The organism is Kitasatospora sp. CB02891 (genome assembly GCF_002803145.1).
Taxonomy (GTDB): domain Bacteria; phylum Actinomycetota; class Actinomycetes; order Streptomycetales; family Streptomycetaceae; genus Kitasatospora; species Kitasatospora griseola.
In genome coordinates, this window is record NZ_NNBO01000002.1 from 369,170 (window position 1) to 391,304 (window position 22,135).

Below are 22,135 nucleotides of genomic sequence, written 5' to 3' on the forward strand. Positions count from 1 at the left end.
TCGCCGTGTTCGAGGGCGGCCGCGCACCGGACAGGGAGTAGGGTCGCAGCGCGAAGCGATCACGGAGGTGGGGAATGAGCACGCAGGAGAACCCGCAGCAGCGGTGGACGGCGGTGGACGACTACACCGCGGACCGGCTGATCGGCGAGGACGCGGTGCTGGACGCGGCCGTCGAGGCCGCCGACCGGGCCGGGCTGCCGCCGATCGCGGTGGCCCCGAACCAGGGCAAGCTGCTGCACCTGCTGGCCCGCATGCAGGGCGCCCGGCGGATCCTGGAGATCGGCACCCTGGCCGGCTACAGCGCCATCTGGCTGGCCCGTGCCCTGCCCGAGGGCGGCGCCCTGACCACGCTGGAGATCGACCCGGCGCACGCCGCGGTCGCCGCCGCCAACCTGGACCGGGCCGGTCTCGCCGACCGGGTCGAGATCCGGCTCGGCGCGGCCCGCGACACCCTGCGGCAGCTCACCGAGGAAGGCGTCGAACCGTACGACCTGGTGTTCGTCGACGCCGACAAGCCGAACATCCCGCACTACCTGGAGGCGTCGCTGGCGCTCACCCGGCCCGGCTCGGTGATCGTGATCGACAACGTGGTGCGCGGCGGCCGGCTCGCCGACGGGCAGAGCACCGACGAGGCCGTGCGCGGCGTCCAGCAGCTGCACGAGCTGCTCGCCGGCGACAAGCGGCTGGACGCCACCACCGTGCAGACCGTCGGCGCCAAGGGCTACGACGGTTTCACGCTGATCCGGGTGGAGGGCTGAGCACCGTGCGGATCGGACTCCTCGGCACCGGCCCCTGGGCGGGCCTGGTGCACGCCCCGGCCCTCGCCGCCCACCCCGACGTCGAATTCGCCGGCGTCTGGGGCCGTCGCCCCGAGGCCGCCAAGACCCTCGCCGCCGCCCACGGCGTCCCCGCCCACCAGGCGGTGGACGACCTGCTGGCCGACGTGGACGCCGTCGCCATCGCCCTGCCGCCGGACGTCCAGGCCGAGTACGCGGTGCGCGCCGCCGCGGCCGGCAAGCACCTGCTGCTGGACAAGCCGGTCGCCTCGACGGTCGACGCCGCCCGCGCCGTCGAGGACGCGGCAGCCGCGGCCGGCGTCGCCTCGGTGGTGTTCTTCACCGTCCGGTTCGGCGGCGCGCAGGGCGACTGGATCGACGAACAGGCCGAGCGGGGCGGCTGGTTCACCGCGCACTGCCACTGGATCGGCTCGGTGTTCACCACCGACAGCCCCTACGCCGCGTCCCCGTGGCGCCAGCAGAAGGGCGCGCTGTGGGACGTCGGCCCGCACGCCCTGTCCGTGCTGCTGCCCGTCCTCGGCGACGTCGAACGGGTCGTCGCCGCGCCCGGCCCCGGCGACACCGCGCACCTGATCCTCCGTCACGAGGGCGGCGCGTCCAGCACCGTGACGCTCAGCCTGACCGCCCCGCCCGAGGCCTCCGCGCTCGGCGCGGGCGCCGAACTGCGCGGCACCGCCGGCGTCACCCGGCTCCCCGACCGGGACGGGCCGCCCACCGCCGCGTACGGGCGCGCGCTGGACGCCCTGCTGGCGGCGGCCGCGACCGGCGCCCCGCATCCGTGCGACGTCCGGTTCGGGCGGCGCGTGGTGGAGGTGCTGGCGCAGGCGGAGGAGCAGCTGCTGCGGTAGCTCCCGCCGACGGCCGGTCAGGGATTGACCGGACGGCGGTCGGCCGGGCGGCGCGGCGGGATCGGGGTGGCGGGGAAGTCCCGCGGCCCCGTCCACAGCGCCGGCACCGCGTCCGCGCGGCGGGCCAACTCGTAGGCGATCGCCTCGTAGTTGACCCGCCAGCCGCGGAAGTGCGCCCAGGCGTCCGCGACCGGCCGCTCCAGCCGCATCCCGGCAGCCGTCACCATCGCCACCGCCGCGTCGAACTCCGCGAAGGTCAACCGGATCGGCTCCTCCGGCTCCGGATCCGGTTCGAACGGGATCCGCAGCGCGGTCGCGATGTCGCGCAGCGCCGTGAACCCGGCGCGCAGCAGCAGCCGCGCCTCCGGCGGGGCCGAACGCGGGTTCAGCGCCAGCTGCATGGCCGCCGCGTCCATCACGGCGATCAGGCCCACCACCCAGTTGCGGTACGGCTGCGGCGAGCGGAACGAGATCAGCACCGGATAGTTGGAGTGCCCCTCGCCGAGGTCCGCCGCCAGCCGCTCCCAGTCCCGGTACAGGCCCGGCAGCTCGCTCTCGGTCCGCACCAGCGCCTGCCGGGCCAGCAGCTCCGGCCCCCAGGCCGGCTCACCGGCCCGCGACTGCAGCAGCGTCACCTCCAACTCCCGCCGGTTGTAGGCCGAGTAGAGCGTCGGCAGGTAGGCGATCAGCAGCGCGATGATCAGCGGGCCGTTGGCCGCCGCGAGGAAGTCGATCACCGACAGGTGCAGCCGGTCGCCGCTGGCGAAGCCCAGCGTGAACAGGCTCGACCCGGCCTCCCGGAACGCGACGTGCCACGGCAGTTCGGACGTCCCTATCAACAGCAGGGTGTACGCCATCAGCGTCGCCAGCAGCCAGCACCCCAGCATCCCGAGCAGCGTCAACGGCGCCAGCCAGGTCTGCGCCCGGTCGATCGCCCGGTACCCGCCGAACGGCGCCGCCACCGTCCGCACCACCACCCGCAGCGACGACCACAGTCGGATCGCCAACGCCGAGTACAGCCCGCGCGGCACCACCAGCGTCCGCAGAATGCTGCCCGCCGTCCAGACCAGCAGTGCCACCCCGAGCACGGTGAAGATCACTCTCATCCGGCCATTGTGACGCCCCGCCACGGCCTTTCCGGGATGCGACGGCCGCCGGGGGTGAACAGGACGCCCCGGAACATGCGGTAAGCTTCTCAGCAGGTCGAACGGAGCACACCAGCAACCGGCGGCTACACCCTTTGCGCGGGTGGCGGAATAGGCAGACGCGCTGGATTCAGGTTCCAGTGCCCGAAAGGGCGTGGGGGTTCAACTCCCCCCTCGCGCACAGCGGGTCGTACGACCCAGAACGGCCGGTCGGTCCGACAGCATGTCGGGCCGATCGGTCTTTTTGCATTCCCGGTCGGGGTTTTGACGGTCCGTCGGGCAGCAGGCCCGGACGGCTGCCTGGAAGGTTCCGGTCCAGGCAGCCGGTCTGCGACGGGCGGTCAGTTCGCCGGGGTGAACTTCTTTCGCCAGGCGAGGGAGACGTGGACCAGGGCGATCAGCACCGGGACTTCGATCAGCGGGCCGACCACGCCGGACAGCGCCTGGCCGGAGGTGACGCCGAAGGTGCCGATGGCGACGGCGATGGCGAGTTCGAAGTTGTTGCCGGCGCCGGTGAACGCCAGGGTGGCCGTCCGGTCGTAGGAGAGGCCGAGGCCCTTGCCGAGGGCGAAGGTGCCGAACCACATGATCGCGAAGTAGGCGAGCAGCGGCAGCGCGATCCGGGCGACGTCCAGCGGCTGCGAGGTGATCGTCCTCCCCTGGAGGGCGAACAGGATCACGATGGTGAACAGCAGGCCGTACAGCGCCCAGGGGCCGATCCGCGGCAGCACCTTCGCCTCGTAGCGTTCGCGGCCGAGCTTCTTCTCGCCCAGGCGGCGGGTGAGGAAGCCGGCGGCGAGCGGGATGCCGAGGAAGACGACGACGTTGAGCGCGATCCTCCCCATCGAGACGTCCAGGTGCTGCCCGTCGCCGAGACCGAGCCAACCCGGCAGCAGGTCGAGGTAGAACCAGCCCAGGACGCCGAACATGACGACCTGGAAGACGCTGTTCAGCGCGACCAGGACGGCGGCGGCCTCGCGGTCGCCGCAGGCGAGGTCGTTCCAGATGATCACCATGGCGATGCAGCGGGCCAGGCCGACGATGATCAGACCGGTGCGGTACTCGGGCAGGTCCGGCAGGAAGATCCAGGCGAGGGCGAACATCACCGCGGGGCCGACCACCCAGTTGATCACCAGCGAGGAGGCCATCAGCCGACGGTCGCCGGTGACGGCGTCGAGCCGGTCGTAGCGGACCTTCGCCAGCACCGGGTACATCATGACCAGCAGGCCCAGCCCGATGGGCAGCGAGACCCCGCCGATCTCGACCGCGGCGAGGGCGTCGTTCAGGCCGGGGATCAGGCGACCGAGGCCGAGGCCGACGGCCATCGCGGCGAGGATCCACGCCGCGAGGTAGCGGTCGAGGAAGGACAGCTTGCCGGCGACCGACGCCGCTTCCACCGGTTCGACGGGGGCCGCCATCAGCAGGACCTCTTCACGCCGGCGTTGGTGCGGGCGGTGGCGGCGAGGTCGGCGAACTGCCCCGACAGCGACTCCAGGACCTCCGGCCTCAGCCGGTAGTACGTGAAGCGGCCGCAGGGTTCGGTGTCCACCACGCCGGCCTCGCGCAGCACCTTGAGGTGGTTGGAGAGGTTGGTCTGGCGGGCGCCGGTCTCCTCCACCAGGTGCGTGGTGCACAGGGTTTCGCGGGCCAGCAGGGTCACGATGTGGAGCCTGAGCGGGTCGGCCAGCGCCCGCAACAGTTCAGTGTCGACTGATATCACCATGGGCTGATACTTTCACATCGGCCGGGCCTGGCTGAACAGCGGGGCCGCCGGTACTCGCTCCGGCCCGGACAACCGCTACCCCGAACGAAGGACCCTTCACCGATGACCACCGCGCCGCTTGCCTCCGCGCCGCTCGCCTCCGTGCTGTTCGTCTGCGTCCACAACGCCGGCCGCTCCCAGATGGCCGCGGGCTTCCTCGCCCACCTCGCCGGCGACCGCGTCGAGGTCCGCTCCGCCGGCTCCGCGCCGGGTCGGGAGGTCAACCCGGCCGCCGTCGCGGCGATGGCCGAGGTCGGTGTCGACATCTCCGACCAGAAGCCGAAGATCCTCACCTCCGAGGCCGTCGAGGCCTCCGACTACGTCATCACCATGGGCTGCGGCGACGCCTGCCCGTACTTCCCCGGCAGGACGTACCTCGACTGGAAGCTGGACGACCCGGCCGGCCAGAGCGTCGACGCCGTCCGGCCGATCCGCGACGCGATCAAGGCCCTGATCGAGCAGCTGATCGCCGAGATCGATGCCAACGCCGCGGCCGGTCACGAGAGCTGATCGTCGTCGGACAGCCGGACAGCCGGACAGCCGGACAGCCGGAGCGGACGGCCGGTGAAAGTCACGTGACCCCGTGGACCGCACCGGCGACACCGACGCCATGACCGTTGACCGTGAGGCGCTCCAGGCCGGGTGGAACCGGACTCGTGGCCGCCTCGACACTGCTCGGGCCCGCCCGGCGGGCCGACCCGGCATCGATCTCCCGGTAGCGCTCGATTTCCTGGAGCACAACGAACTGGGCAACGAGCTGGGCCTTGCCTTCGACTGCCTGGTCGATCTCGGTGACGAGCACGACGCGCCGCTCGCCTTCTGGCAGGACCTGGACCGGGCGGCCCGTGAAATGCGGCTCTGCGGCGACGCGGTCCACAAGCCCCACCTCACCTCTGCCGACCTCTGCCGTCGCCGTCTCGCGGCCGCCTCCGAGCAGGGCTGACCCCTCGGCCCGGCGAACCATCCCGGTGGTCGGGTTCGCACGAACCGCCGGCGCTGCGACCGGCACGGAAGGCGCGCCGCCACGCGGTGGACGCGTTCAGCGGGTGGCGGTGAGCAGCCCGGCCATTGCGGCCAGCGGCCCCGGGGCGACGCGGTAGTAGACCCAGGTGCCGCGCCGTTCGGAGGTCAGCAGGCCGGCCTCGCGGAGCTTCTTCAGGTGGTGGGAGACGGTCGGCTGGGACACGCCCACGTCCTGGATGTCGCACACGCAGGCCTCGCCGCCCGGGTGCGAGGCGACCCGGGAGAAGAGGCGCAGCCGCACCGGGTCGGACAGCGCCTTGAACATCGCGGCCATCCGCTCCGCGTCCGCCTCCGACAGCGCCGCCGCCGTGACCGGCGGGCAGCACGGCGCTGCCGGTGCGTCGACGATCGGCAGCTCGGCGGACATCAAGTTCGACATACGTCTATGTTGACACTCGTCGAATCAGTGGGCAAGCTCGGCTGTATCGACGAGCGTCAATGCAGCGCTCATCCGTCACGCACCAGCCCGGAGAACCGAGATGAGCGAGAACGCCGCCACCGCCCACCTTCCCGTCGCCGTCATCGGCGCAGGCCCGATCGGTCTGGCCGCCGCCGCACGCCTGATCGAGCGCGGCATCGAGCCAGTGGTGCTGGAAGCCGGACCGAGCGCCGCCACCGCCGTGCGCGAGTGGTCGCACGTGCGCCTGTTCTCGCAGTGGTCCGAGGTCGTCGACCCCGCCGCCGAGAAGCTCCTCGCCCCCACCGGCTGGGTGCACCCCGACGCCGACGCCTACCCGCTGGGCGGCGACTGGGTGGCCCGGTACCTGCAGCCGCTGGCCGACGCGCTCGGGGGCCGGGTCCGCTACGACGCCCGCGTCACCGGCGTCGCCCGGGCCGGACGGGACCGCATCGTCGACGCCGACCGCGAGGCGCAGCCGTTCACCGTCCACGTTCGGCACGCCGACGGCTCCGAGGAGCGCCTCCTCGCCCGCGCCGTCGTCGACGCCTCCGGCACCTGGTCCACGCCCGGCCCGGCCGGCGGCAACGGGCTGCCCGCCCTCGGCGAGCGCGCCGCGAGCGCGAAGATCTCGTACTGCGTCCCGGACTTCGCGGACCCTGCGGTGCGCTCGCGGTACGCCGGCCGGCGGACGGCGGTGGTCGGCTCCGGCGCATCCGCGTTCACCGCGCTGGCGCTGCTCGCCGACCTCGCCCAGGACGCGCCCGGCACCCACGCCCTCTGGGTGCTGCGCCGGGGCATCTCCGGATCCACCTACGGCGGCGGCGCCGCCGACCAGTTGCCCGCCCGCGGCGCACTCGGCCTGCGTGCCAAGGCCGCCGTCGAGGCCGGTCACGCCGGTGCGCTCACCGGTTTCCGCACCGCCGCCGTCGAACCCGACGGCGAGCGCCTGGTGCTGGTCGCCGAGGACGGCCGTCGCAGCGAGGCCGTCGACGAGATCATCGTCCTGACCGGCTTCCGCCCCGACCTCTCCTTCCTCGACGAACTGCGCCTCGGCCTCGACGAGCGCCTCCAGGCTCCGCTCGCCCTCGCCCCGCTGATCGACCCCAATCAGCACTCCTGCGGCACCGTCTACCCGCACGGCGCGAACGAGCTCGCCCACCCCGAGGGGGAGGTGTACCTGGTCGGCATGAAGTCCTACGGCCGCGCGCCCACGTTCCTCGCCCTGACCGGCTACGAGCAGGTCCGCTCCGTCGCCGCCGCCCTCGCCGGCGACCACGAGGCCGCCGCCCGCGTCGAGTTGACCCTCCCGGAGACCGGGGTGTGCGGCGGCGCCGGCCTCTTCGACGAGGACGCCGTCCAGGACGGCGGCTGCTGCTCGACCCCGGCCGAGCCCGGGACCCTCACCGTCGGAACCAGGCCGAAGCTGATCATCCTCGGAGCCGAGGAGTCCACCGACTCCTGCTCCCCGACCGGTGGTTGCTGCTGACCATGGCGAACACCACCCGCACCGAGGACGGGGCCGCGACCGACGCACCCGTCCGGTTATCGCCCCGCGCCGCGCTGCCCGCCCTGTGCCTCACCCAGATCACCGGCTGGGGCATCCTCTTCTACGCCTTCCCCGTCCTGCTCTCCCGGATCACCCACGCCACCGGATGGTCCACCCAGGCCACCACCGGCGCATTCTCCGCCGCGCTGCTGACCTCCGCGCTGGTCGGCATCCCCGTCGGGCGGCTGCTGGACCGCCGCGGCCCGCGCGTGGTGATGACCGCAGGCTCCGCGCTCGGCGCCGTCGCCCTGGCGGGCGTCGCACTCGCACCGAATCTGCCGGTCTTCCTCCTCGCCTGGCTCGCCGCCGGAACCGCCATGGCCGCCACCTTCTACCAACCCGCCTTCGCCGCCGTCACCCGCTGGTACGGACCGCGCCGGGTACGGGCGTTGACCACCGTGACGCTGGCCGGCGGCCTCGCCTCCACCGTCTTCGCACCCCTCACCTCCGCACTGGCCGACCACCTCTCCTGGCGCACCACCTACCTGACCCTCGCCCTGCTGCTGGCCGTCGTCACCGTTCCCGCGCACGCGCTCGCGCTGCGCCACCCCTGGCCGCCACCGCCGCGCGACACCGTCTCAACCACCGTGCAGGTCAAGTCGGTTGAGCGTGACCTCGGCTTCTGGCGCCTCGCCGCAGCCTTCACCCTCTCCACCCTGGCCATGCACACCGTGGTGTTCGGCCTCGTCCCGCTGCTCACCGCCCGCGGCGCCGGACCCACCCTCGCCGCCTGGGCGCTCGGCCTCGGCGGCCTCGGCCAGACCCTGGGCCGCACCCTGTACGCCCCGCTCGCCGCCCGCACCCCGGTCCGGGCGCGCACCGCCGTCCTGATCGCCGCAGGCGGCGCCACCACGCTCGCCCTGGCCGCAACTCCCGGACCGGCAGCTCTGCTTGTCGCACTGGCCGTCCTCGCGGGAACCGTCCGCGGCAACCTGACCCTCCTTCAGGCCACCGCCGTCGCCGACCGCTGGGGCACCGCCGCGTACGGCCGCCTCAGCGCCCTCCTCGCCGCCCCCGCCACGATCGCCGCCGCTCTCGCCCCCTGGGCCGGCGCCGCCCTCGCCGGGCCGCTCGGCGGCTACCCCCAGCTGTACCTCCTCCTGGCCGCGACCTCCGCCCTCGCCGCCCTGCTGGCGCTCGACTGACCGACGAGGCGTCGGCGGCCGCCGCCGCTCAGCCCCAGCCCTGTCGACGCTCGGCCAGGAAGTCGACGGCGTGGGCGAGTTGGGCCGCGAGGAAATCGGCGGTGGCGCCGGGGCCGGTGAACGGCCGCTCCCGCCGGTCGTCGGGCAGTGCGGGGAAGGCGGGCAGGCAGACGGAGGTGTCCGGGGCCGTGGGCGGCAGGGCCTCGGCGCGGTGGAGGAGGAGCATGTCCGCGAGGAAGCAGGTGACCTCTCCGTCGGCGTCACGGCCGATCCAGACCGGGTAGCTTCCGTCCCCCACGCCGCTCGGGTAGGCGATCAGGTTGGCGCCGGCGTCCGGGGCCGAGACCTCGGCGTACGGACGCTGCCCGGCTCCCCACAGGTCGGTCTCCCACTGGCGCTGTTCGAAGAGCTTCGGCAGTACGTCGCGGCCGGAGGCGTCGAGGAAGCAGCCCATGCCGGTGTCGACGCCGAATCCGTAGAACTCATCGGTGCCGAGCGAGCGGGCGTCCTGGCCCGGTCGCAGCGCGAGTTCCCAGGTGGCGGTCGGCGTGTCGCGGATCCGGAGCATCGCGGCCGGGGTCTCGCCCCGCGTCCTTCCCTCCCAGTGCATCGTGGCGATCAGCACCGGGTAGGCGTCGGGCGGGACGGTGACGGTGAACGGCAGATCGCGGTCGTGGACGGTGAGGGGATCGGCTGCGATCACCGAGCCGGTGGGCAGCCGGAGCAGGCCGGCCGACCGGGGGGCGGTGACGACCGCGACCTGCTCCCCATGGTTCCCCAGACGGCTTCCCGGCGTGAACAGGGCCTCCAGGTGCTGCGGGCGCAGCGGGACGGGCGCGGACCAGCCGGGCTCCGCAGCCTCGGAGGCCTCACCGTCCACTCCGGTCGGCACCAGGGTGAACGGGCCGTCCAGCCCGAGCAGTTGTGCGTCGGCATAGGCGGTCCACGCACCGAACTCCGCCTTGGCGACCGTGCGGTGCTCGGCCGGTACGTCCGTGCCGATGTGCAGCGTCCCGCCGTGGTGCAGGACGCGGTTGGCCCGGCCGTCCGGGCGGACCGTCAGCGTGAAGTGCCCGTCCTCGGGGAACTCGGGTTCGGTGTCGGAGGAGTGGAGCCACTCCCGGTAGCGCTGAAGGTGCAGCCGACCCGGCTCCAGCTGACGGTACGTGTACTCCCGGGACCGCCGGACCCGCGCGTCGAAGAGGACCAGACCGAGGTAGCCGTTCCGCCAGTCGACCTGGAACAGGGCCCTGGGCTGCCCGTGGCGGGCGAGCAGTGCCGCGTACGGCGCACCCGACTCGTCCCGGCCGCGGGCTTCCCGCTCCGACATCGGCGCGACGACGGCACGGGCCTGCGGGTCCCAGCCCTCGCAGTACCGGACCTCGACCACCTCGGTGCTGTCGGCCGTCATGCCCGTCTCCTGCCCGTGTTCCGCACGATCTTCGGAATGCCTCGCGCGCCACGGTAGTGATCGCCGCCGACAACGGCCGACGGGGCGGCGCTCCCGTGACACCGGGTCAGCAGCCCCCGATCGCCGCGCCGTACCCGGTCGAGCCGGTCAGCAGGCGGCCGTAGGTCTGCGGGTCGTGCTCGGCGATCCGGCGGGCCTCGGCCAGGACCGGGGCGGCCTGCGGCAGGTGGTCCGGGTGTTCCAGGGGGAAGGCGGTCTCGACGGCGCGGCGCACGTCCGGGTCGTCGCAGGTGGTGAAACAGACGGCTGCGGCCAGCCACAGGTGCGGCCACAGTTCGGCGAGTGGGTCGACGGCCGTCCAGTCCCGTTCCCGGGTCTCGGCGATCAGCCTCCTCAGCCGCTCGGGGTCGCTCCGGTGCCTCGCGAAGAGGGCCCGGTACGCAGCGGGGTCGGTCCACACGGCGACCCAGTAGGCGGCCCGGCAGGCATTCGCCCGGTGCTCCCGACGGCCTTGGCCCGCCCGGGAGATCAGGGCCGCCAGGGTGGCCTTCCGGCCGATCGCCGCGACCAGCGGACCCACCAACTGCCCGGTCGTGGAAGCCTCCAGTACCAGCAGCGACAGCACCCGGTCGGCGAGCCGCGCGGTCCGCGCCGGGTCCGCCGTCAGCGCCTGGCCGAGCAGCAGTCGGGTGGACTCCACCTGCTCGTACCGGTCCTGGCCGATCGGGTCTGCTCCGCCGGCCAGCAGCGCGGCGAACTCGTCGAGTGCGGCGGCGAGTTCGGCGTCCTTGTCGTTCAAGACTGCTCCTCGGGGGGCGGGGGCTTGAGCGTAGCCGGGGCGGCGGGCGAGGGGCGTCCGCGCCGCGAGTACGCTGCGGACCGGCACGATTCCGGTCGAGGGAGCACGTTCGATGGTCCGCACCAGCCCGCCCCGTCCGCTCGACGTCGAGGCGCTGTTCCCCGAGGTGGCGGCGCTGCGGCGGGACGCCGTGCGGCTGCACCCCCGGCGGGGGGAGCCCGGGCCCGGGGAGAGTTCGCTGGGCGGCCCGGTGCGGTGGCCGCGTGCGGAGCCGTGGCCGTCCTGCTCGGACGAGCACCCGCGCACCGGGTACGCGCCGCCGCGCGGTGCGGGGCCCGTGCCGCTGGTGCCGGTGGTGCAGCTGCTCGCCGTCGATGTGCCCGAACTGCCGTTCCCGGACGGCGCGGACGTGTTGCAGGTGCTGTGGTGCCCGTTCGACCATGAGGAGGGCTACGCGCCGCGGCCGCAGGTGTACTGGTGGGACGGCTCGCGCGCCGACCTCGAACCGGCCGACCCGCCCCGCCCGGACGGCGCCCACCACGACTACGTGCCCGACCCGTGCGTCCTGCACCCCGAACGCGTCACCGAGTACCCCTCCTGGGACCTGCCGGAACACCTCCACGACGCCCTGGAGGAACGGTTCGAGCAGGTCGAGGAGGAGACCGGCTGGTCGTACGAGTACCACCTGTCGGTGGCCGACGGGACCAAGGTCGGCGGCTACCCCGCCTGGAGTCAGGACCCGTCCTGGCCCCACTGCCCCCGTTGCGCGCGGCGGATGGACCACCTGCTGTCCGTCGACAGCGCCGAGTTCGACGGCGAGAGCTGGCGCACCTGGCTTGCGGTCGAGGACACCCCGGCCACCGGCACCGTCTGGGAACTGCCTTACGAGGAGCGGAAGTCGATACAGCGGGCCGCCGATCTGCTGCTCGGCGACCTGGCCGGCCTGCACCTGTTCACCTGCACGCACTGCCCCGACCGCCCGTACGCCCACCGCGCCGGAGCCTAGGCCGGACCGGACCGGAGCTCAGGCCGGACCGGCGGGCCCCGTCTCCTCGGGCACGGCGAACGCGTCGTCGTAGAGCTGGAACAGGCGGGGCGGTGACGCGGGGGCGCCGGGCTCCGGGGGGAGGGCGCTCAGGGCGGCCCAGCAGGCCCGGGTGAGTCGGCGGGCGCGGCGGCCGGGCCAGTGCGGGGGGAGGAGTTCCGGCGGCAGGAGGGGGTCGGGGGTCATGGCGTCGCTGAACCCGGCGGCGAGTTCCACGGCCAGGGTGAGCCGCTCGGCCCCGGAGAGGGCCGAGCCGTCGATGCTCTCGGCGCAGGCCTCCGCGAAGGCCGCGAGACGTTCGTGCCGGGCGGCGACGGCGTCCAACGGCCATATGCGGGCGGCGAGTCGGGCGGGTTCGGTGAGGTCTCCGAGGCGCAGGTCGGTGCTGGTGAGGAAGGTGACGGAGTCGAGCGCGTCGAGGCTCCGGGCCCGGGCCTCGACCAGGTCGGCGATCGGGTTGGCCGCGACGTACAGCCCGCCCTGGACGGGCGCCGCGCCCAGGTGCAGGAGGGTCTCGCGCAGCGCGTCGCGGACGGTGCGGCGGGCCTCCGGTACGGCGAAGGCGAACAGGTGCCAGGTGCCGTCCCAGGGGGCGAGCCCGTCGTCCTGCCGGTACGCGTGCCGGATGTGCTCGGCGTCGGGGGCGAGGGCGCCGCTCGTGGCGTCGGACACGGCCCGCAGGACGGCCCTGCGCCCGCGCCCGTCCTGGCGGAACCTCCCCTCGGCGACCAGGCGTCCGACGCACAGTCGGACCTGCTGATCGGTCATGCCGAGGAGCCCGGCGACGGTGTACAGCTCACCGGCGTCGACCGTCCCGTCCGTGCGGACCAGGGCGTGCACGAGCAGGCGGGTGGGGATCTCGGGTCGTGAACGGCTCACGGGTGGGCTCCTCCGCCCGGGCCGTCGGGGACGACGGGCCGGTGCATGGTGGTGACGGCCCCGAATCCCATCGGATTCCGCAGGAACGGGGTCCGGTGGGTGTGCGCGGCGCGGAAGCCGTGACGCTCGTACAGGGCCCGGGCGCGCGGGTTGGTGTCGATGACGTCGAGCCGGACCCGGGCACGGGCCTGCTCGGCGGCGACGGCGAAGATCTCGTGCAGCAGCAGGCTGCCGATGCCGGCGCCGCGCTGCGCCGCCGCCACGCAGATGCCGTCCATGACGAGTTCGTCCTCGGCGGCTCTCCGGGTGAGCAGGGCGAGGAGCGCCAGTCGGGGCAGCCCGCCCAGGACGCCGAACGCGGACAGCACGTCACGTGCCGAGCCGCCCGTCAGGCCGCGCCCCGCGAGGTAGTAGCCGGCGACGCCGAGGACACGGCCCGTGCCGTCGAGCGCGACGACGCCCCGGTCGTGCTGCAGGTGGGCGGCGAGGAACGCCCGGCCCCGGTCGGGCGGGCCGAGCGCGGGGCCGAGCTTCCGTCCGAACGCCTCCCAGTAGAGGGCGGCGACCTGCTGCTCGGCCCCTTCGGGGACCCCTCGGCGAAGCTCGGGAATCCGCGCCGCCGGTTCGTTCGGTACGCCCATGGCTCTCCTCCGCCGATCGTTGTCCGCGACACACACAGTACGCTCGTTCCGAGAACGGTCGTTTTTCATTTGATAGATTTTGCTCAGGGAGGGGCGCATGACCGAGGCCGACCGAGATGCGGCGATCACGGTTCGACAGAAGACGTCGGACCGCGTGCTGGTGGCGGCCGGATTCCCGGTCCTGGGAGCCGGGGCCGGATTCCTGCTCAAACTCCTGGCCGGTCGGGCGTCCACCTGGCCGTGGATCCCGTGGCAGGGGCCGGTCGACCTCATCGCCGAGGCGCCCGAACCGGCGGCCACCGTGGGCAGTCTGCTGCTCGGGGCCGTGGTCGGCGGCGTCATCGTGTTCCTCGCCGAGCAGGGCTACGTCACTGTCACCGTCGAGCGGGACCGGATCACGACGGACCGCGCCGGCTCCAGCCGGAGCGCACCCCGGACGGCGGTCAGCGGCGTGTTCGCCGACCGCAAGCGCCTGGTGGTGCTCGGCGCGCAGGGCGAGGAACTGATCGCCGAGTACAAGAACGAGGGCGCCGACCTCCCGTCGGTCGCGCGACTCGCGGAGGCCTTCCGCGCCCACGGGTACCCGTGGCTGCCCGACGGCGACCCCTACCGGGACGCGTACCGCCGCTGGGTCGAGGACATGCCGGGCCTGCCGCCCGCCGGCAACGCGCTCCTCAAGGCGCGGGCCGAGGCGCTGAAGGAGAGCGAGGAGAAGGAGATCGGCGAACTGCGCCGCGAACTGGCGAAACTCGGCGTGGTCGTCCACGACGCGGACGGCCGCCAGTGGTGGCGCGAAACCGGGACATCCGCCCGCCCGTGACGCGACCCCGCCCCGCGCAGTTGGCTCCCCCAGCGGCATGGCAAGCGTTACGGGTTCGAGGACGCGCTGCTGATCGCCGAGGTGGTGTCGGTCTCCTCGGCGCGCAAGCACTACGACGACTGCACCGCGAAGTACGGCCGCCACGGCATCCCGGTCTACGCGGTGGTGGACCCGTACGCCGGGGAGGTCGTCGTCCACACCCGGCCCACCGGCTCCGGCTACATCGCCGCGCACACGCACACGTACGGGTCGGGCAAGCTGCCCATCGAGCTGGCCGACGGGCGGACGTACACGCTCGACCTGGACGAGCTGCCTCGGCCCGAGCCGGGCGTCGGCTGACGCGGACGGGCCGGCGGGTGGGGGCAGGTCAGGTCGCGTACTCGGGGGTCATCGCCGCCGCCAGGGCGAGGTGCACGGCGGCCTCCTCCGTGCGGCCCTGGCGGGTCAGGGTGCGGCCGAGCAGGAGTCGGGCGTAGGAGTCGTCCGGTGCGTGGGTGACGAGTTCCTCCAACACGGTTGCGGCGCGGCCGAGTTGGGCGGAGGCGAAGTACGCGCGGGCGGCGAGGAGTCGGACGCTGGGCTCGTCGCCGTGCTCCGCCAGCAGCGGCTGGAGCAGGGTCAGTGCGCCCAGTGGGTCGCGCTTGTCGAGCAGTGCGTCGGCGTACCGGAGGCGCTCGACCTCGGCGGGGAGCCGGCGGTGGGGCTGCCCGGCGGCGTCGCGCAGGAATCGGGTGACGGTCTCCGGGGACTGCGCGCCGGACAGGGCCCGGTCGCCCACGACCAGGGTCGGGGAGGTGGCGACGCCCCGGGCCCTGCCGATCAGCAGCAGTTCCTTGACCTGCCGGTCGGCGGCGCCGTCGGCCAGCAGCGCGGCGGCCTCGGGGAACCCGGCGTCGGCGGCGAGCTGTCCCAGCGTCTCGGCGAGGCTGATGTCGCGACCCTCGATGAAGTGCGCCTTCATGACGGCTTCGGCCAGGGCGTGCTGCAGTTCGGCGCCGCCGTGCCGGTGGGCGAGGGCGAGCAGCCGGTGCGCGTCGTGGCTGCTGGCGCGCCAGGCGGCGCCCCAGGTCGACCCGAGGCCCTCGGCGGCGGCGATCTCGGCGACCGGGGGCGTCTGCGTCGCGGTGGCGGCGGGCCCGACGGCGCACGCCTGCGCGGCTTCGGTGTCGTCCCGGTCACCCAGGATGCCGAGGTCGCGCAGCAGTTCGTCCTCCGTCGACCCCTCGTGCGAAGTGGCGGGGACGGGCGCGGTCGGATCGATGCGGAACGGTCGCCAGATCGGCTTGACCGGCTCGCCGGCCCAGTCGGCGAGGGCCTTGTCGAGCCGCCGCTTGCCGATGTACGCCCAGGGGCAGACCACATCCGCCCAGATCTCGATTCGCATACCTGCGACAGTAGGCGACATCCGTCGGCTAAACAACACTCGTCGTCTACCCGACGACTGTCGTACAGTGCTGCCATGAACCTGGACGACCCCCGTGTGCAGCGCACCCGAGCCCGACTCCGGGAAGCGATCCTGGAGCTGGCCACCGAACAGGACCTGGACGCGATCACCGTCTCTGCGGTGGCCAAGCGCGCCGGGATCAACCGCGCCACGGTCTACCAGCACTACCCGGACGTGGACGCGCTGGTGGTCGACGCGATGGACGACGCGATCGCCGACATCGCCCGCGCGGCCCGCCAGTGCCCGGCCGACGCACCGCCCGGCCGCACCCCCGAGACCCTGGTCGCCCTGTTCGAGCACATCGCCGCCAGGGCCGCCGTCTACCGGTGCGTCCTCGGCGACCAGGGCAGCGCCGGCTTCGCCGGCCGGATGCGCGAACAGGTGACCGCCGCCCTGGCCGCCCGCTTCCGCGAGGGCAACCGCCCCGCCGGATTCGACGACGTCCCGGTCGACCTGCACGCCGCCTACCTGTCCGGCGCACTGCTGGGCGTCGTCACCCACTGGATCACGAGCGAACACCCGGCGCCCGCCGCCGACACGGCGGCGGCGTTCTGGCGGCTGTTCCGCGCCTGAGTGGCACTACCGTTCCGAATACCGCAGGAACTGCCAGCCCAGTACGGCCAGAGCCAGCGTCTGTGCGAGGGAGACGACCATGAGCAGGGGGTGGACGGTGGGTGAGCACCAGAACGCGGTCACGCAGATCATCGGCAGGGTCAGGTATGTGAACAGATCCACGCCGGTCTGAAGCCGCTTGCGCATGGTGCGACCCGCATCGTTGCGATGGTAGGTCTCCCAGCCGAACACAGCGCCACGGGCGGCGGTGAGTTCGCCCAACCGCGGTCCCAGTTGTTCGCGGACGTAGCAGCCGATGGCCGAAATCTTTTCGTCGTTGACCAGGTAGGTCCAGCCCAGAACCAGGCAGATCAAGGGTACGGCGAGCAGAAGCCGAGGCTGCCCGCTCTGCACGGTGATCGTCACGACGGCGGTGGCTGCGGCGAGCGTGAAGTAGAGCAGATTGTCGCGGAACCCTATTCGGGTCTTCTGTTCCTCCTTGATGCAGTCGTACTCGGCCAGCAGGAGCTTGCTCTCGGTCACATCGTCCGTAGCGGTCACAGCCATTCCTATGCTCGGGTCCGGATGTGGGGTGGGCGGGCAAGGATCTGGCGCTCGTCACCTGCCCGCCCCGGGTGTGAAGACTTCAGTCACCGGTTCGGAAGGACGGCAGCTTGTCGGGGTTGTTCCGTTCGATCCAACCCTTTCCGTCCGCCGCGATTCCTTCCAGGAGTCGGAAGGTATGGGTGAAGCCGGCCGAATTGAGGTCGATCTCGGCGATTTCCCGGGCGTTCTCGTCCGGTGCCAGCTGATGGGCGTCGGCGTCCTTGACGCGGATCCTCCTGGCAGGCCCGTTGGTGAGGACGAGTTCCAGGTCGTAGCCGACGCTGGCGTTCTCCGTCACCTGTACGGAGGACAATGCGTCGAACCGGTAGTTGCTCCGCTGCTCGTTCCCGGACGTCGCGTCGGCGAAATCGAGTTCTGAACTGATCTCGCGAATGCCGTCCTGGGTGACGAGGAACAGACGGAAGTGGTACCGGGAGTACCGCCACGGACCGCCCTTCACTCGTCCTCGCTTGTAGGGGGATGCGGGCACCATCAGGATGGTGTGGGTGATCAGGTCGCGCCAGGTGAGCTGATAATGCCGGAGCGCCTCGTCGATGAACACTGTCTTGTCGTAGGTGAGCCAGGTCTCCATCTCCAGCTCATTGGGTCGGGTGGCGTCAAGGTACGACTTCCAGCTCTGGTAGGCGGCCTGTCGCGCAGTCAGCTGCTCGTGGTATTCCCGGGTTTCCCGGGCCACCCGATGTTCCTCACGCTGGGCCTCCAACCACGAGGAAGCAGCCGCCCGTCCGGACCAGAACACGCCAACAGTGACCATGAAGGCCAGGAACGTCCGCGACGCGCCAGCACTTGCGATTGTTCCGAGCATCGTCAGAGCCGTGACGACGAGAACGGCGAGCGCAGCTCCGGAGAGGGCCTTCCCCATCGCCGAACCCTGGCTCTGGCGGCGGTCGAACAAGGTGCCGCTGTTGTGGCGGTTTCGGGCGTCCTCGGCGAGATACCGGATCAGCCAGTTGACTCGATCCACACCGATGCGGCTCTCCCGATAGAGAAGCGCGACCTCGGCGGTGAGGCCGTTGCGGACCTGGGCGGTGTGGCCCAGCCATTCGTGTGGGGTGAATCCGTGCGGTGTACGGATGCTGAAGTAGTGGTCGAACTGATGGCGGATCCGGTTGGTGAACCCGTCCCCGGCAGCGGCGGGATCACGCATGTGCGGGAGCTGGGGCTCGACCGTGGGGCTCGGCGGTTGCTCCTGGGACCACGGTCCGCGACCGAAGTGAATCGCGGTCATGCCCGCGCCGAGCGCCACCAGCAACTCGATGGCTGCCGAAGCCGGATTGGCGACCAGCGCCAGGAGCCACAGAAACACGCTCACAACGACGAACAGGCCTGCTCGGACCGGGAATGCGGCCTGGGAGGCGGCAGCGCTGCTCGGACGGGGCGGCATGGCCCGCGGCCCGATGGGGTCGGGCTCGAAATAGGCCCACATCCGATTGACCCGGTCATTGCCGAAGCGACCTGCCTCGGCCCGCTCGCGAGTCTCCGCCCACAGCCCGTCCTTCAGCCCTCCGGTGAGTACGAGATCGAGGTGGCGCAGGATCGCGTCACGCTGGTGGGGCGACAGGGCCTGCATCCGCTGCAGCACAAGTCCGGTGTCGCCGTCCGCGGTGCTGAGCGCCGCCAGCAGTTCGAAGGTAACGCGCAGGGCGTCCTTCCACTCTCCCTCGGCGTAGTTCCGAACGATCCCCGAGACGTGGTCCAATCGCTGGACTTCCTCGGCGTCGAGGTCCTGGAAGGTGCGTCCGCTGAGGGTGGCGAGCACCCAGTGGAAACGGACCTCCGCGGTGTCGTGTCCGTGGGCGATCGCGTCGGTGATCACTTCGCGAGCACGGCTGGGGATGCCGTCCTTCAGGAGCTGCAGACCAACCCTGTACTTCTCCTGGGGCGAGGCATTCGGGTGGACGAAGTAGACATTGGAGTTGTGCACGGTCTCGGCCTGGATTCCGACGGTGGAGCCGAATGCGGCCGAGCTGTACGCGAAACCGTTGCTGCCGGTCATGTCGGATCACCTCCCCGCAGTGATCAGGTGCGCCAGCTCGGCCACCAGCACGGGACAGTCCGCGACCAGACCACGCAGCCTCTTGAGTGTCATGGTCGTTCGCCTGGACGAGTCGAGGGTGTTCTCGCTCGCCGTTCGGCGGGCCGATTCCAGATCGGCCAGCGCCTCTCGGTAGGTGTCGTCGTCGAGAGCGCCCTCGACATGATGGTGCTTCAGGTGCTCGCGGAAACCGTTCAGTTCCGCGACAAGGCCTGTCGGACCGGCCGCCAGTGGGGCCGTATTCAGATGGACGTTGCTGTCCTTGACCGAGCCGGCCATGATCCCAACAGTGCTGTTGTGCACGGTGTTGCTGACCCGCTCGGCGGGTCGGTCGGCCGACTGGGCCTTCTCTGCCCGGGACATGGCGATCTGCTCCTGCTCCCCTAGGAGTTCCACGGCCAGCCGGGTGGCGAACGCCGCCGCGTTCGCCGCGGCCCGCGGCTGCCAGTTACGATCCTTCGCGCTGTTCTTCGTGCCGTCCGCCCGGTCGCTGATCCCCCTGATGATGGCAACCGGAGCGCCACTGAGGTGACCGGCCTGTGCCACACCGGCCGCCTCCATCTCGATCGCGAGTGCGTCGTTGTAGTGCTGTCGGATCCACTGCGCCTCTGCCGAGATCTTCGAGTTCTGCACGACCTCGCCGGCGGCGATGGCGCCGAAGCGTACCTGTGGTGCTCGCCCATGGCCGGGTGCGTCGTCGGCCCAGTCGTTCACGCGGGCCAGATGCGCGGCGAGCTGACTGATGCCGTGAGGTGCCTCCCAGCCACGGGGGCGGGCTTTGAGCCCGTCGTCCTCGCTGGTTCCGCCGTGATAGGCGTACACGTGCGTCGCCATCACTACGTCCCCCAGCCTGGCGGTGTCCCACAAGGCGCCGGCGACACCGACGAACAACACGGCCGCCGGTGAGAACTCCTGGATCGCGCGCTCGGCGATCACTGCGGCGGAATGATTCCCCTTGTTCGTCAGACCGAGCGCGACGCGACACGAGGTGCCCTGCACGGTTCCGACCTCGAACCGAGTTCCACGCTCATGATGGTGCACCTGCGGACCGGCCAGCTTCCGGCGCACGGCCTGGTACTCAAGATTGAGGGCGGTGAGAATCACCACCAGGTCTTTCGACATCTATTCCTCTGCCTCTCTCGTGTTCTCTTCCGTCGTGGACGGCACGTGTCGGATCAGCGGGGGGAACAACACGGTCGTCGGACCGGCCCGGTACAGTCGTGCGGGCCGCCCTCCCGTGGTCCGGCGGTTCGAGCCGGCGGGGATGATGAATCCCTTCGCGGCCTGGACTTTCCGGTAGAAATTACGGGTGTCGAGTTCAGTGCCCCAAACCGCCTCGTACACCTGCTGCAGCTCTGCTATGGTGAAATTTTCTCTACAGAAAGCCGTGGCCAGCGCCGAGAATTCGAGCTTGGTGCGCGCGTGCTCGATCCCGTCCGTTGCGATTTTCCGGTGGTCGAAGGCCAGTCCCGCCTTGCCGGACAGGACAGCTTCCGCGGGAACCCACGCGGCATCGGAGGCATCCGTTCCCGCGACCGGTTCGGGGAGCTCGGGCGCGATCGCGAGGTGGGCCACGGAGACGACGCGGCCTCGTGGATCGCGGCCCGAGTCCCCGTAGACGCCCAGCTGTTCGAGGTGCACCCAGCCGGCCGTCAGGGCGGTTTCCTCGCTCAACTCGCGGTGGGCGGCGTCCAGGATCTCCTCGCCGTCGTGATTCAGGAATCCGCCGGGTAGGGCCAGCATGCCCTGAAATGGATCTTCGCCTCGCTCGACGAGGAGGATGCACAGCCGACCCTCGCGCAGCGTCAGGATCACGAGGTCGACCGTCAAGAGCACAGATGGAGGTGACCATGCGTCAGCTTGCATGTCTTGTACGGTACTTCAGTTATTGTCAGTTGCACAAGAAGGGTGGCGTCGGACTGTCGTCGGCCTCCGGCTGGCGACGGACTGGGGCAGCGGTGGAGACGCCGGCGGCGTCAAGCTCACGACGAACCGGGCCTACCTACCCCATCGATCCCAAGAGGGGCGTGGTCGTCACCTCGCCGGGAAACTGATCGCTGACCAGAAGTGCTGAACGTCGAACGGCGACCCTCGGCCGGGCGGCCCGGAGTGGCAGGCCGGGCCGACGGCGATCGGGCTCGAAAACCGCTTGGGGCAAGGCCGTTGGGGCGGATAGAAAGGCCGGGTTTGCCGTCGCAGTCGACAGTGGAGGAGGGGGACATGGCATTCCCGGACGGAATGACGGTGCGCCCGGCGGTGGTTGGGGACGCCGAGGCCGTGTGGGCGCTGCTCAATCAGGTGGACGAGATCGAAGTGGGCCGGGCCTTCACCGACTTGGCGGAGGTCGAGGAGGATCTCGGGCACGTCTCGGTGGACCTGGAGCGCGACTCCTGGCTGCTGCACGACGGCGACGGGCGGCTCGTCGGCTACGGCCTCGTCCGTGACCGCTCGGCGGGGGAGCGGATCAACCTCGACCAGTACCTGCTGCCGGGGCACACCGCCGCCGGCCTGCAACTGTTCGAGCTGATGGAGGCGCGCGCCGCCGAGCTCGCCCGCCGCAACGGCGCCGAGCGGGCCGTGCTGCACCTGATGCTCACGGCTCGACCGACCATCGACACCGAGGCGTTGGCCGGTCGCGGCTGGCAGCGGATGCGCCGCCACCACGTGCTGAACCGCGACGTGGACCCGAAGGCCGACCCGTTCCCGGAGGCCCCGGCGGGCCTGCGGCTGCGGGCCTGCGCGAGCGAGGACGACCGGCGTACCGTGCACCGGCTGATCCACGAGACCTTCGCCGACCACTTCGACTTCCAGCCGCGCAGCTATCAGAAGTGGTGCGCCGACACCGGCGCGGACAGCGCCGACTGGTCGGTGGTGTGGATCGCCGAACTCGACGGCCACGGCGACGTCGCCGTGCTGCGCACCCGCGACGACCGGTCCGACATGCCCTGGGCCTCGCACATCGGCGTGAGTTCCGAGCTGCGCGGCCGGGGTCTCGGCGGTTACCTGCTGCGGTACTTCTTCGCGTTCTACGCCGATCGCGGCCGCACCCGGGTCGGCCTCGGCGTGGACACCGGCAACGCCACCGGCGCGCCCGTGCTGTACCGCAACAACGGCATGGTGCTCGATTTCGCCGTCGACACCTGGGAGTTGACCGTTCCCGCCGCGTGACGGAGGAGCCCGCCCGCGGCCGGAGCGGGGCGAAGTCCGGCCGCGGGC

Annotated in this window: 23 protein-coding genes, 1 tRNA gene and 1 pseudogene; 12 read left to right on the top strand and 13 right to left on the bottom strand. The window is 71.9% G+C overall.

Annotation, left to right across the window (positions count from 1 at the left end; genetic code table 11):
• Positions 1-74: 74 nt before the first annotated feature.
• Both CG736_RS07075 and CG736_RS07080 read left to right on the top strand, forming a co-directional pair.
• Positions 75-758, top strand: coding sequence for an O-methyltransferase (locus tag CG736_RS07075; protein WP_100585301.1), 684 nt, complete (start codon positions 75-77; stop codon positions 756-758).
• 5 nt (positions 759-763) lie between these two features.
• Positions 764-1,645, top strand: coding sequence for a Gfo/Idh/MocA family protein (locus CG736_RS07080; protein ID WP_100585302.1), 882 nt, complete (start codon positions 764-766; stop codon positions 1,643-1,645).
• Positions 1,646-1,662: 17 nt separating this feature from the next.
• Here the strand turns inward: CG736_RS07080 and CG736_RS07085 are convergent, their stop codons facing one another.
• Entirely contained in the window at positions 1,663-2,751 is a 1,089-nt protein-coding gene (locus CG736_RS07085; RefSeq protein WP_157815452.1) for a hypothetical protein, read from the bottom strand.
• A gap of 136 nt (positions 2,752-2,887) precedes the next feature.
• Between CG736_RS07085 and CG736_RS07090 the strand changes: the two genes are divergently transcribed.
• Positions 2,888-2,971, top strand: a tRNA-Leu gene (locus CG736_RS07090).
• A gap of 160 nt (positions 2,972-3,131) precedes the next feature.
• Here the strand turns inward: CG736_RS07090 and arsB are convergent.
• Positions 3,132-4,208, bottom strand: coding sequence for an ACR3 family arsenite efflux transporter (arsB, locus tag CG736_RS07095; RefSeq protein WP_100585304.1), 1,077 nt, complete (start codon positions 4,206-4,208; stop codon positions 3,132-3,134).
• Positions 4,208-4,513 (bottom strand): helix-turn-helix transcriptional regulator, encoded by a 306-nt coding sequence (locus tag CG736_RS07100; protein WP_100585305.1) that lies wholly within the window; start codon positions 4,511-4,513, stop codon positions 4,208-4,210. The genes arsB and CG736_RS07100 overlap by 1 nt, the downstream gene beginning before the upstream one ends.
• Positions 4,514-4,615: 102 nt before the next feature.
• On the opposite strand from CG736_RS07100, the gene CG736_RS07105 reads away from it, so the two are divergent.
• Both CG736_RS07105 and CG736_RS07110 read left to right on the top strand, forming a co-directional pair.
• Entirely contained in the window at positions 4,616-5,062 is a 447-nt protein-coding gene (locus tag CG736_RS07105; RefSeq protein ID WP_100585306.1) for an arsenate reductase ArsC, read from the top strand.
• Between the two features lie 73 nt (positions 5,063-5,135).
• Complete coding sequence (locus CG736_RS07110) at positions 5,136-5,495, top strand: MafI family immunity protein (RefSeq protein WP_232733849.1); 360 nt, start codon at positions 5,136-5,138, stop codon at positions 5,493-5,495.
• Between the two features lie 96 nt (positions 5,496-5,591).
• Here CG736_RS07110 and CG736_RS07115 read toward each other — a convergent pair whose 3' ends face one another.
• Positions 5,592-5,954, bottom strand: coding sequence for a helix-turn-helix transcriptional regulator (locus CG736_RS07115; RefSeq protein WP_100585307.1), 363 nt, complete (start codon positions 5,952-5,954; stop codon positions 5,592-5,594).
• A 100-nt stretch (positions 5,955-6,054) separates the two neighbouring features.
• Between CG736_RS07115 and CG736_RS07120 the strand changes: the two genes are divergently transcribed.
• The gene (locus CG736_RS07120; protein WP_100585308.1) at positions 6,055-7,461 is read left to right on the top strand and encodes an NAD(P)-binding domain-containing protein; all 1,407 of its coding nucleotides are present in this window, start codon (positions 6,055-6,057) and stop codon (positions 7,459-7,461) included.
• A 2-nt stretch (positions 7,462-7,463) separates the two neighbouring features.
• Entirely contained in the window at positions 7,464-8,666 is a 1,203-nt protein-coding gene (locus CG736_RS07125; protein ID WP_100585610.1) for an MFS transporter, read from the top strand.
• A 28-nt stretch (positions 8,667-8,694) separates the two neighbouring features.
• Here the strand turns inward: CG736_RS07125 and CG736_RS07130 are convergent, their stop codons facing one another.
• Together CG736_RS07130 and CG736_RS07135 are read right to left on the bottom strand one after the other, a co-directional pair.
• On the bottom strand, positions 8,695-10,077 hold the full coding sequence (locus CG736_RS07130) for a DUF4241 domain-containing protein (protein ID WP_100585309.1): 1,383 nt from the start codon (positions 10,075-10,077) through the stop codon (positions 8,695-8,697).
• A gap of 106 nt (positions 10,078-10,183) precedes the next feature.
• Complete coding sequence (locus CG736_RS07135; protein WP_100585310.1) at positions 10,184-10,876, bottom strand: hypothetical protein; 693 nt, start codon at positions 10,874-10,876, stop codon at positions 10,184-10,186.
• Positions 10,877-10,988: 112 nt separating this feature from the next.
• Between CG736_RS07135 and CG736_RS07140 the strand changes: the two genes are divergently transcribed.
• A complete protein-coding gene (locus CG736_RS07140) occupies positions 10,989-11,882 on the top strand; it encodes a DUF1963 domain-containing protein (protein WP_100585311.1) in 894 nt (297 codons plus the stop codon).
• Between the two features lie 18 nt (positions 11,883-11,900).
• On the opposite strand, the gene CG736_RS07145 is transcribed toward CG736_RS07140, so the two are convergent.
• Positions 11,901-12,800 carry a PaaX family transcriptional regulator C-terminal domain-containing protein gene (locus CG736_RS07145; protein ID WP_232733850.1) on the bottom strand — a complete coding sequence of 300 codons (900 nt, stop codon included), beginning with the start codon at positions 12,798-12,800 and terminating at the stop codon, positions 11,901-11,903.
• Positions 12,797-13,441, bottom strand: coding sequence for a GNAT family N-acetyltransferase (locus CG736_RS07150; RefSeq protein WP_100585312.1), 645 nt, complete (start codon positions 13,439-13,441; stop codon positions 12,797-12,799). Before CG736_RS07150 ends, CG736_RS07145 begins: the two co-directional genes overlap by 4 nt.
• Positions 13,442-13,538: 97 nt before the next feature.
• Between CG736_RS07150 and CG736_RS07155 the strand changes: the two genes are divergently transcribed.
• Together CG736_RS07155 and CG736_RS07160 are read left to right on the top strand one after the other, a co-directional pair.
• Positions 13,539-14,261, top strand: a complete 723-nt coding sequence (locus CG736_RS07155; protein ID WP_100585313.1) for a hypothetical protein — start codon at positions 13,539-13,541, stop codon at positions 14,259-14,261.
• A 48-nt stretch (positions 14,262-14,309) separates the two neighbouring features.
• Positions 14,310-14,600 (top strand): annotated as a pseudogene (locus CG736_RS07160) (Uma2 family endonuclease); the annotation flags it as partial.
• Between the two features lie 28 nt (positions 14,601-14,628).
• Here CG736_RS07160 and CG736_RS07165 read toward each other — a convergent pair.
• Positions 14,629-15,645 carry a DsbA family protein gene (locus tag CG736_RS07165; RefSeq protein ID WP_100585315.1) on the bottom strand — a complete coding sequence of 339 codons (1,017 nt, stop codon included), beginning with the start codon at positions 15,643-15,645 and terminating at the stop codon, positions 14,629-14,631.
• A gap of 75 nt (positions 15,646-15,720) precedes the next feature.
• Between CG736_RS07165 and CG736_RS07170 the strand changes: the two genes are divergently transcribed.
• Positions 15,721-16,278 carry a TetR/AcrR family transcriptional regulator gene (locus tag CG736_RS07170; RefSeq protein ID WP_100585316.1) on the top strand — a complete coding sequence of 186 codons (558 nt, stop codon included), beginning with the start codon at positions 15,721-15,723 and terminating at the stop codon, positions 16,276-16,278.
• Positions 16,279-16,284: 6 nt separating this feature from the next.
• Here the strand turns inward: CG736_RS07170 and CG736_RS07175 are convergent, their stop codons facing one another.
• The 4 genes from CG736_RS07175 to CG736_RS07190 form a co-directional block, all read right to left on the bottom strand.
• On the bottom strand, positions 16,285-16,824 hold the full coding sequence (locus CG736_RS07175; protein WP_100585317.1) for a hypothetical protein: 540 nt from the start codon (positions 16,822-16,824) through the stop codon (positions 16,285-16,287).
• Between the two features lie 79 nt (positions 16,825-16,903).
• Positions 16,904-18,880, bottom strand: a complete 1,977-nt coding sequence (locus tag CG736_RS07180; RefSeq protein ID WP_198520386.1) for a hypothetical protein — start codon at positions 18,878-18,880, stop codon at positions 16,904-16,906.
• A gap of 6 nt (positions 18,881-18,886) precedes the next feature.
• Positions 18,887-20,041, bottom strand: a complete 1,155-nt coding sequence (locus tag CG736_RS07185) for a 5'-methylthioadenosine/S-adenosylhomocysteine nucleosidase (protein WP_100585318.1) — start codon at positions 20,039-20,041, stop codon at positions 18,887-18,889.
• The gene (locus tag CG736_RS07190) at positions 20,042-20,785 is read right to left on the bottom strand and encodes an NUDIX domain-containing protein (protein WP_100585319.1); all 744 of its coding nucleotides are present in this window, start codon (positions 20,783-20,785) and stop codon (positions 20,042-20,044) included. It lies immediately after the preceding gene.
• A gap of 354 nt (positions 20,786-21,139) precedes the next feature.
• Between CG736_RS07190 and CG736_RS07195 the strand changes: the two genes are divergently transcribed.
• Positions 21,140-22,087, top strand: coding sequence for a GNAT family N-acetyltransferase (locus CG736_RS07195; protein ID WP_100585320.1), 948 nt, complete (start codon positions 21,140-21,142; stop codon positions 22,085-22,087).
• Positions 22,088-22,135: the final 48 nt, after the last annotated feature.

Bases quoted from the DNA above. Each gene is read 5' to 3' on its own strand.
- CG736_RS07075 (WP_100585301.1), top strand. From the start codon at position 75: ATGAGCACGCAGGAGAACCCGCAGCAGCGGTGGACGGCGGTGGACGAC.
- CG736_RS07085 (WP_157815452.1), bottom strand. From the start codon at position 2,751: ATGAGAGTGATCTTCACCGTGCTCGGGGTGGCACTGCTGGTCTGGACG.
- arsB (WP_100585304.1), bottom strand. From the start codon at position 4,208: ATGGCGGCCCCCGTCGAACCGGTGGAAGCGGCGTCGGTCGCCGGCAAG.
- CG736_RS07100 (WP_100585305.1), bottom strand. From the start codon at position 4,513: ATGGTGATATCAGTCGACACTGAACTGTTGCGGGCGCTGGCCGACCCG.
- CG736_RS07105 (WP_100585306.1), top strand. From the start codon at position 4,616: ATGACCACCGCGCCGCTTGCCTCCGCGCCGCTCGCCTCCGTGCTGTTC.
- CG736_RS07115 (WP_100585307.1), bottom strand. From the start codon at position 5,954: ATGTCGAACTTGATGTCCGCCGAGCTGCCGATCGTCGACGCACCGGCA.
- CG736_RS07120 (WP_100585308.1), top strand. From the start codon at position 6,055: ATGAGCGAGAACGCCGCCACCGCCCACCTTCCCGTCGCCGTCATCGGC.
- CG736_RS07125 (WP_100585610.1), top strand. From the start codon at position 7,464: ATGGCGAACACCACCCGCACCGAGGACGGGGCCGCGACCGACGCACCC.
- CG736_RS07130 (WP_100585309.1), bottom strand. From the start codon at position 10,077: ATGACGGCCGACAGCACCGAGGTGGTCGAGGTCCGGTACTGCGAGGGC.
- CG736_RS07140 (WP_100585311.1), top strand. From the start codon at position 10,989: ATGGTCCGCACCAGCCCGCCCCGTCCGCTCGACGTCGAGGCGCTGTTC.
- CG736_RS07150 (WP_100585312.1), bottom strand. From the start codon at position 13,441: ATGGGCGTACCGAACGAACCGGCGGCGCGGATTCCCGAGCTTCGCCGA.
- CG736_RS07155 (WP_100585313.1), top strand. From the start codon at position 13,539: ATGACCGAGGCCGACCGAGATGCGGCGATCACGGTTCGACAGAAGACG.
- CG736_RS07165 (WP_100585315.1), bottom strand. From the start codon at position 15,645: ATGCGAATCGAGATCTGGGCGGATGTGGTCTGCCCCTGGGCGTACATC.
- CG736_RS07170 (WP_100585316.1), top strand. From the start codon at position 15,721: ATGAACCTGGACGACCCCCGTGTGCAGCGCACCCGAGCCCGACTCCGG.
- CG736_RS07175 (WP_100585317.1), bottom strand. From the start codon at position 16,824: ATGGCTGTGACCGCTACGGACGATGTGACCGAGAGCAAGCTCCTGCTG.
- CG736_RS07180 (WP_198520386.1), bottom strand. From the start codon at position 18,880: ATGACCGGCAGCAACGGTTTCGCGTACAGCTCGGCCGCATTCGGCTCC.
- CG736_RS07185 (WP_100585318.1), bottom strand. From the start codon at position 20,041: ATGTCGAAAGACCTGGTGGTGATTCTCACCGCCCTCAATCTTGAGTAC.
- CG736_RS07190 (WP_100585319.1), bottom strand. From the start codon at position 20,785: ATGCAAGCTGACGCATGGTCACCTCCATCTGTGCTCTTGACGGTCGAC.
- CG736_RS07195 (WP_100585320.1), top strand. From the start codon at position 21,140: ATGGCATTCCCGGACGGAATGACGGTGCGCCCGGCGGTGGTTGGGGAC.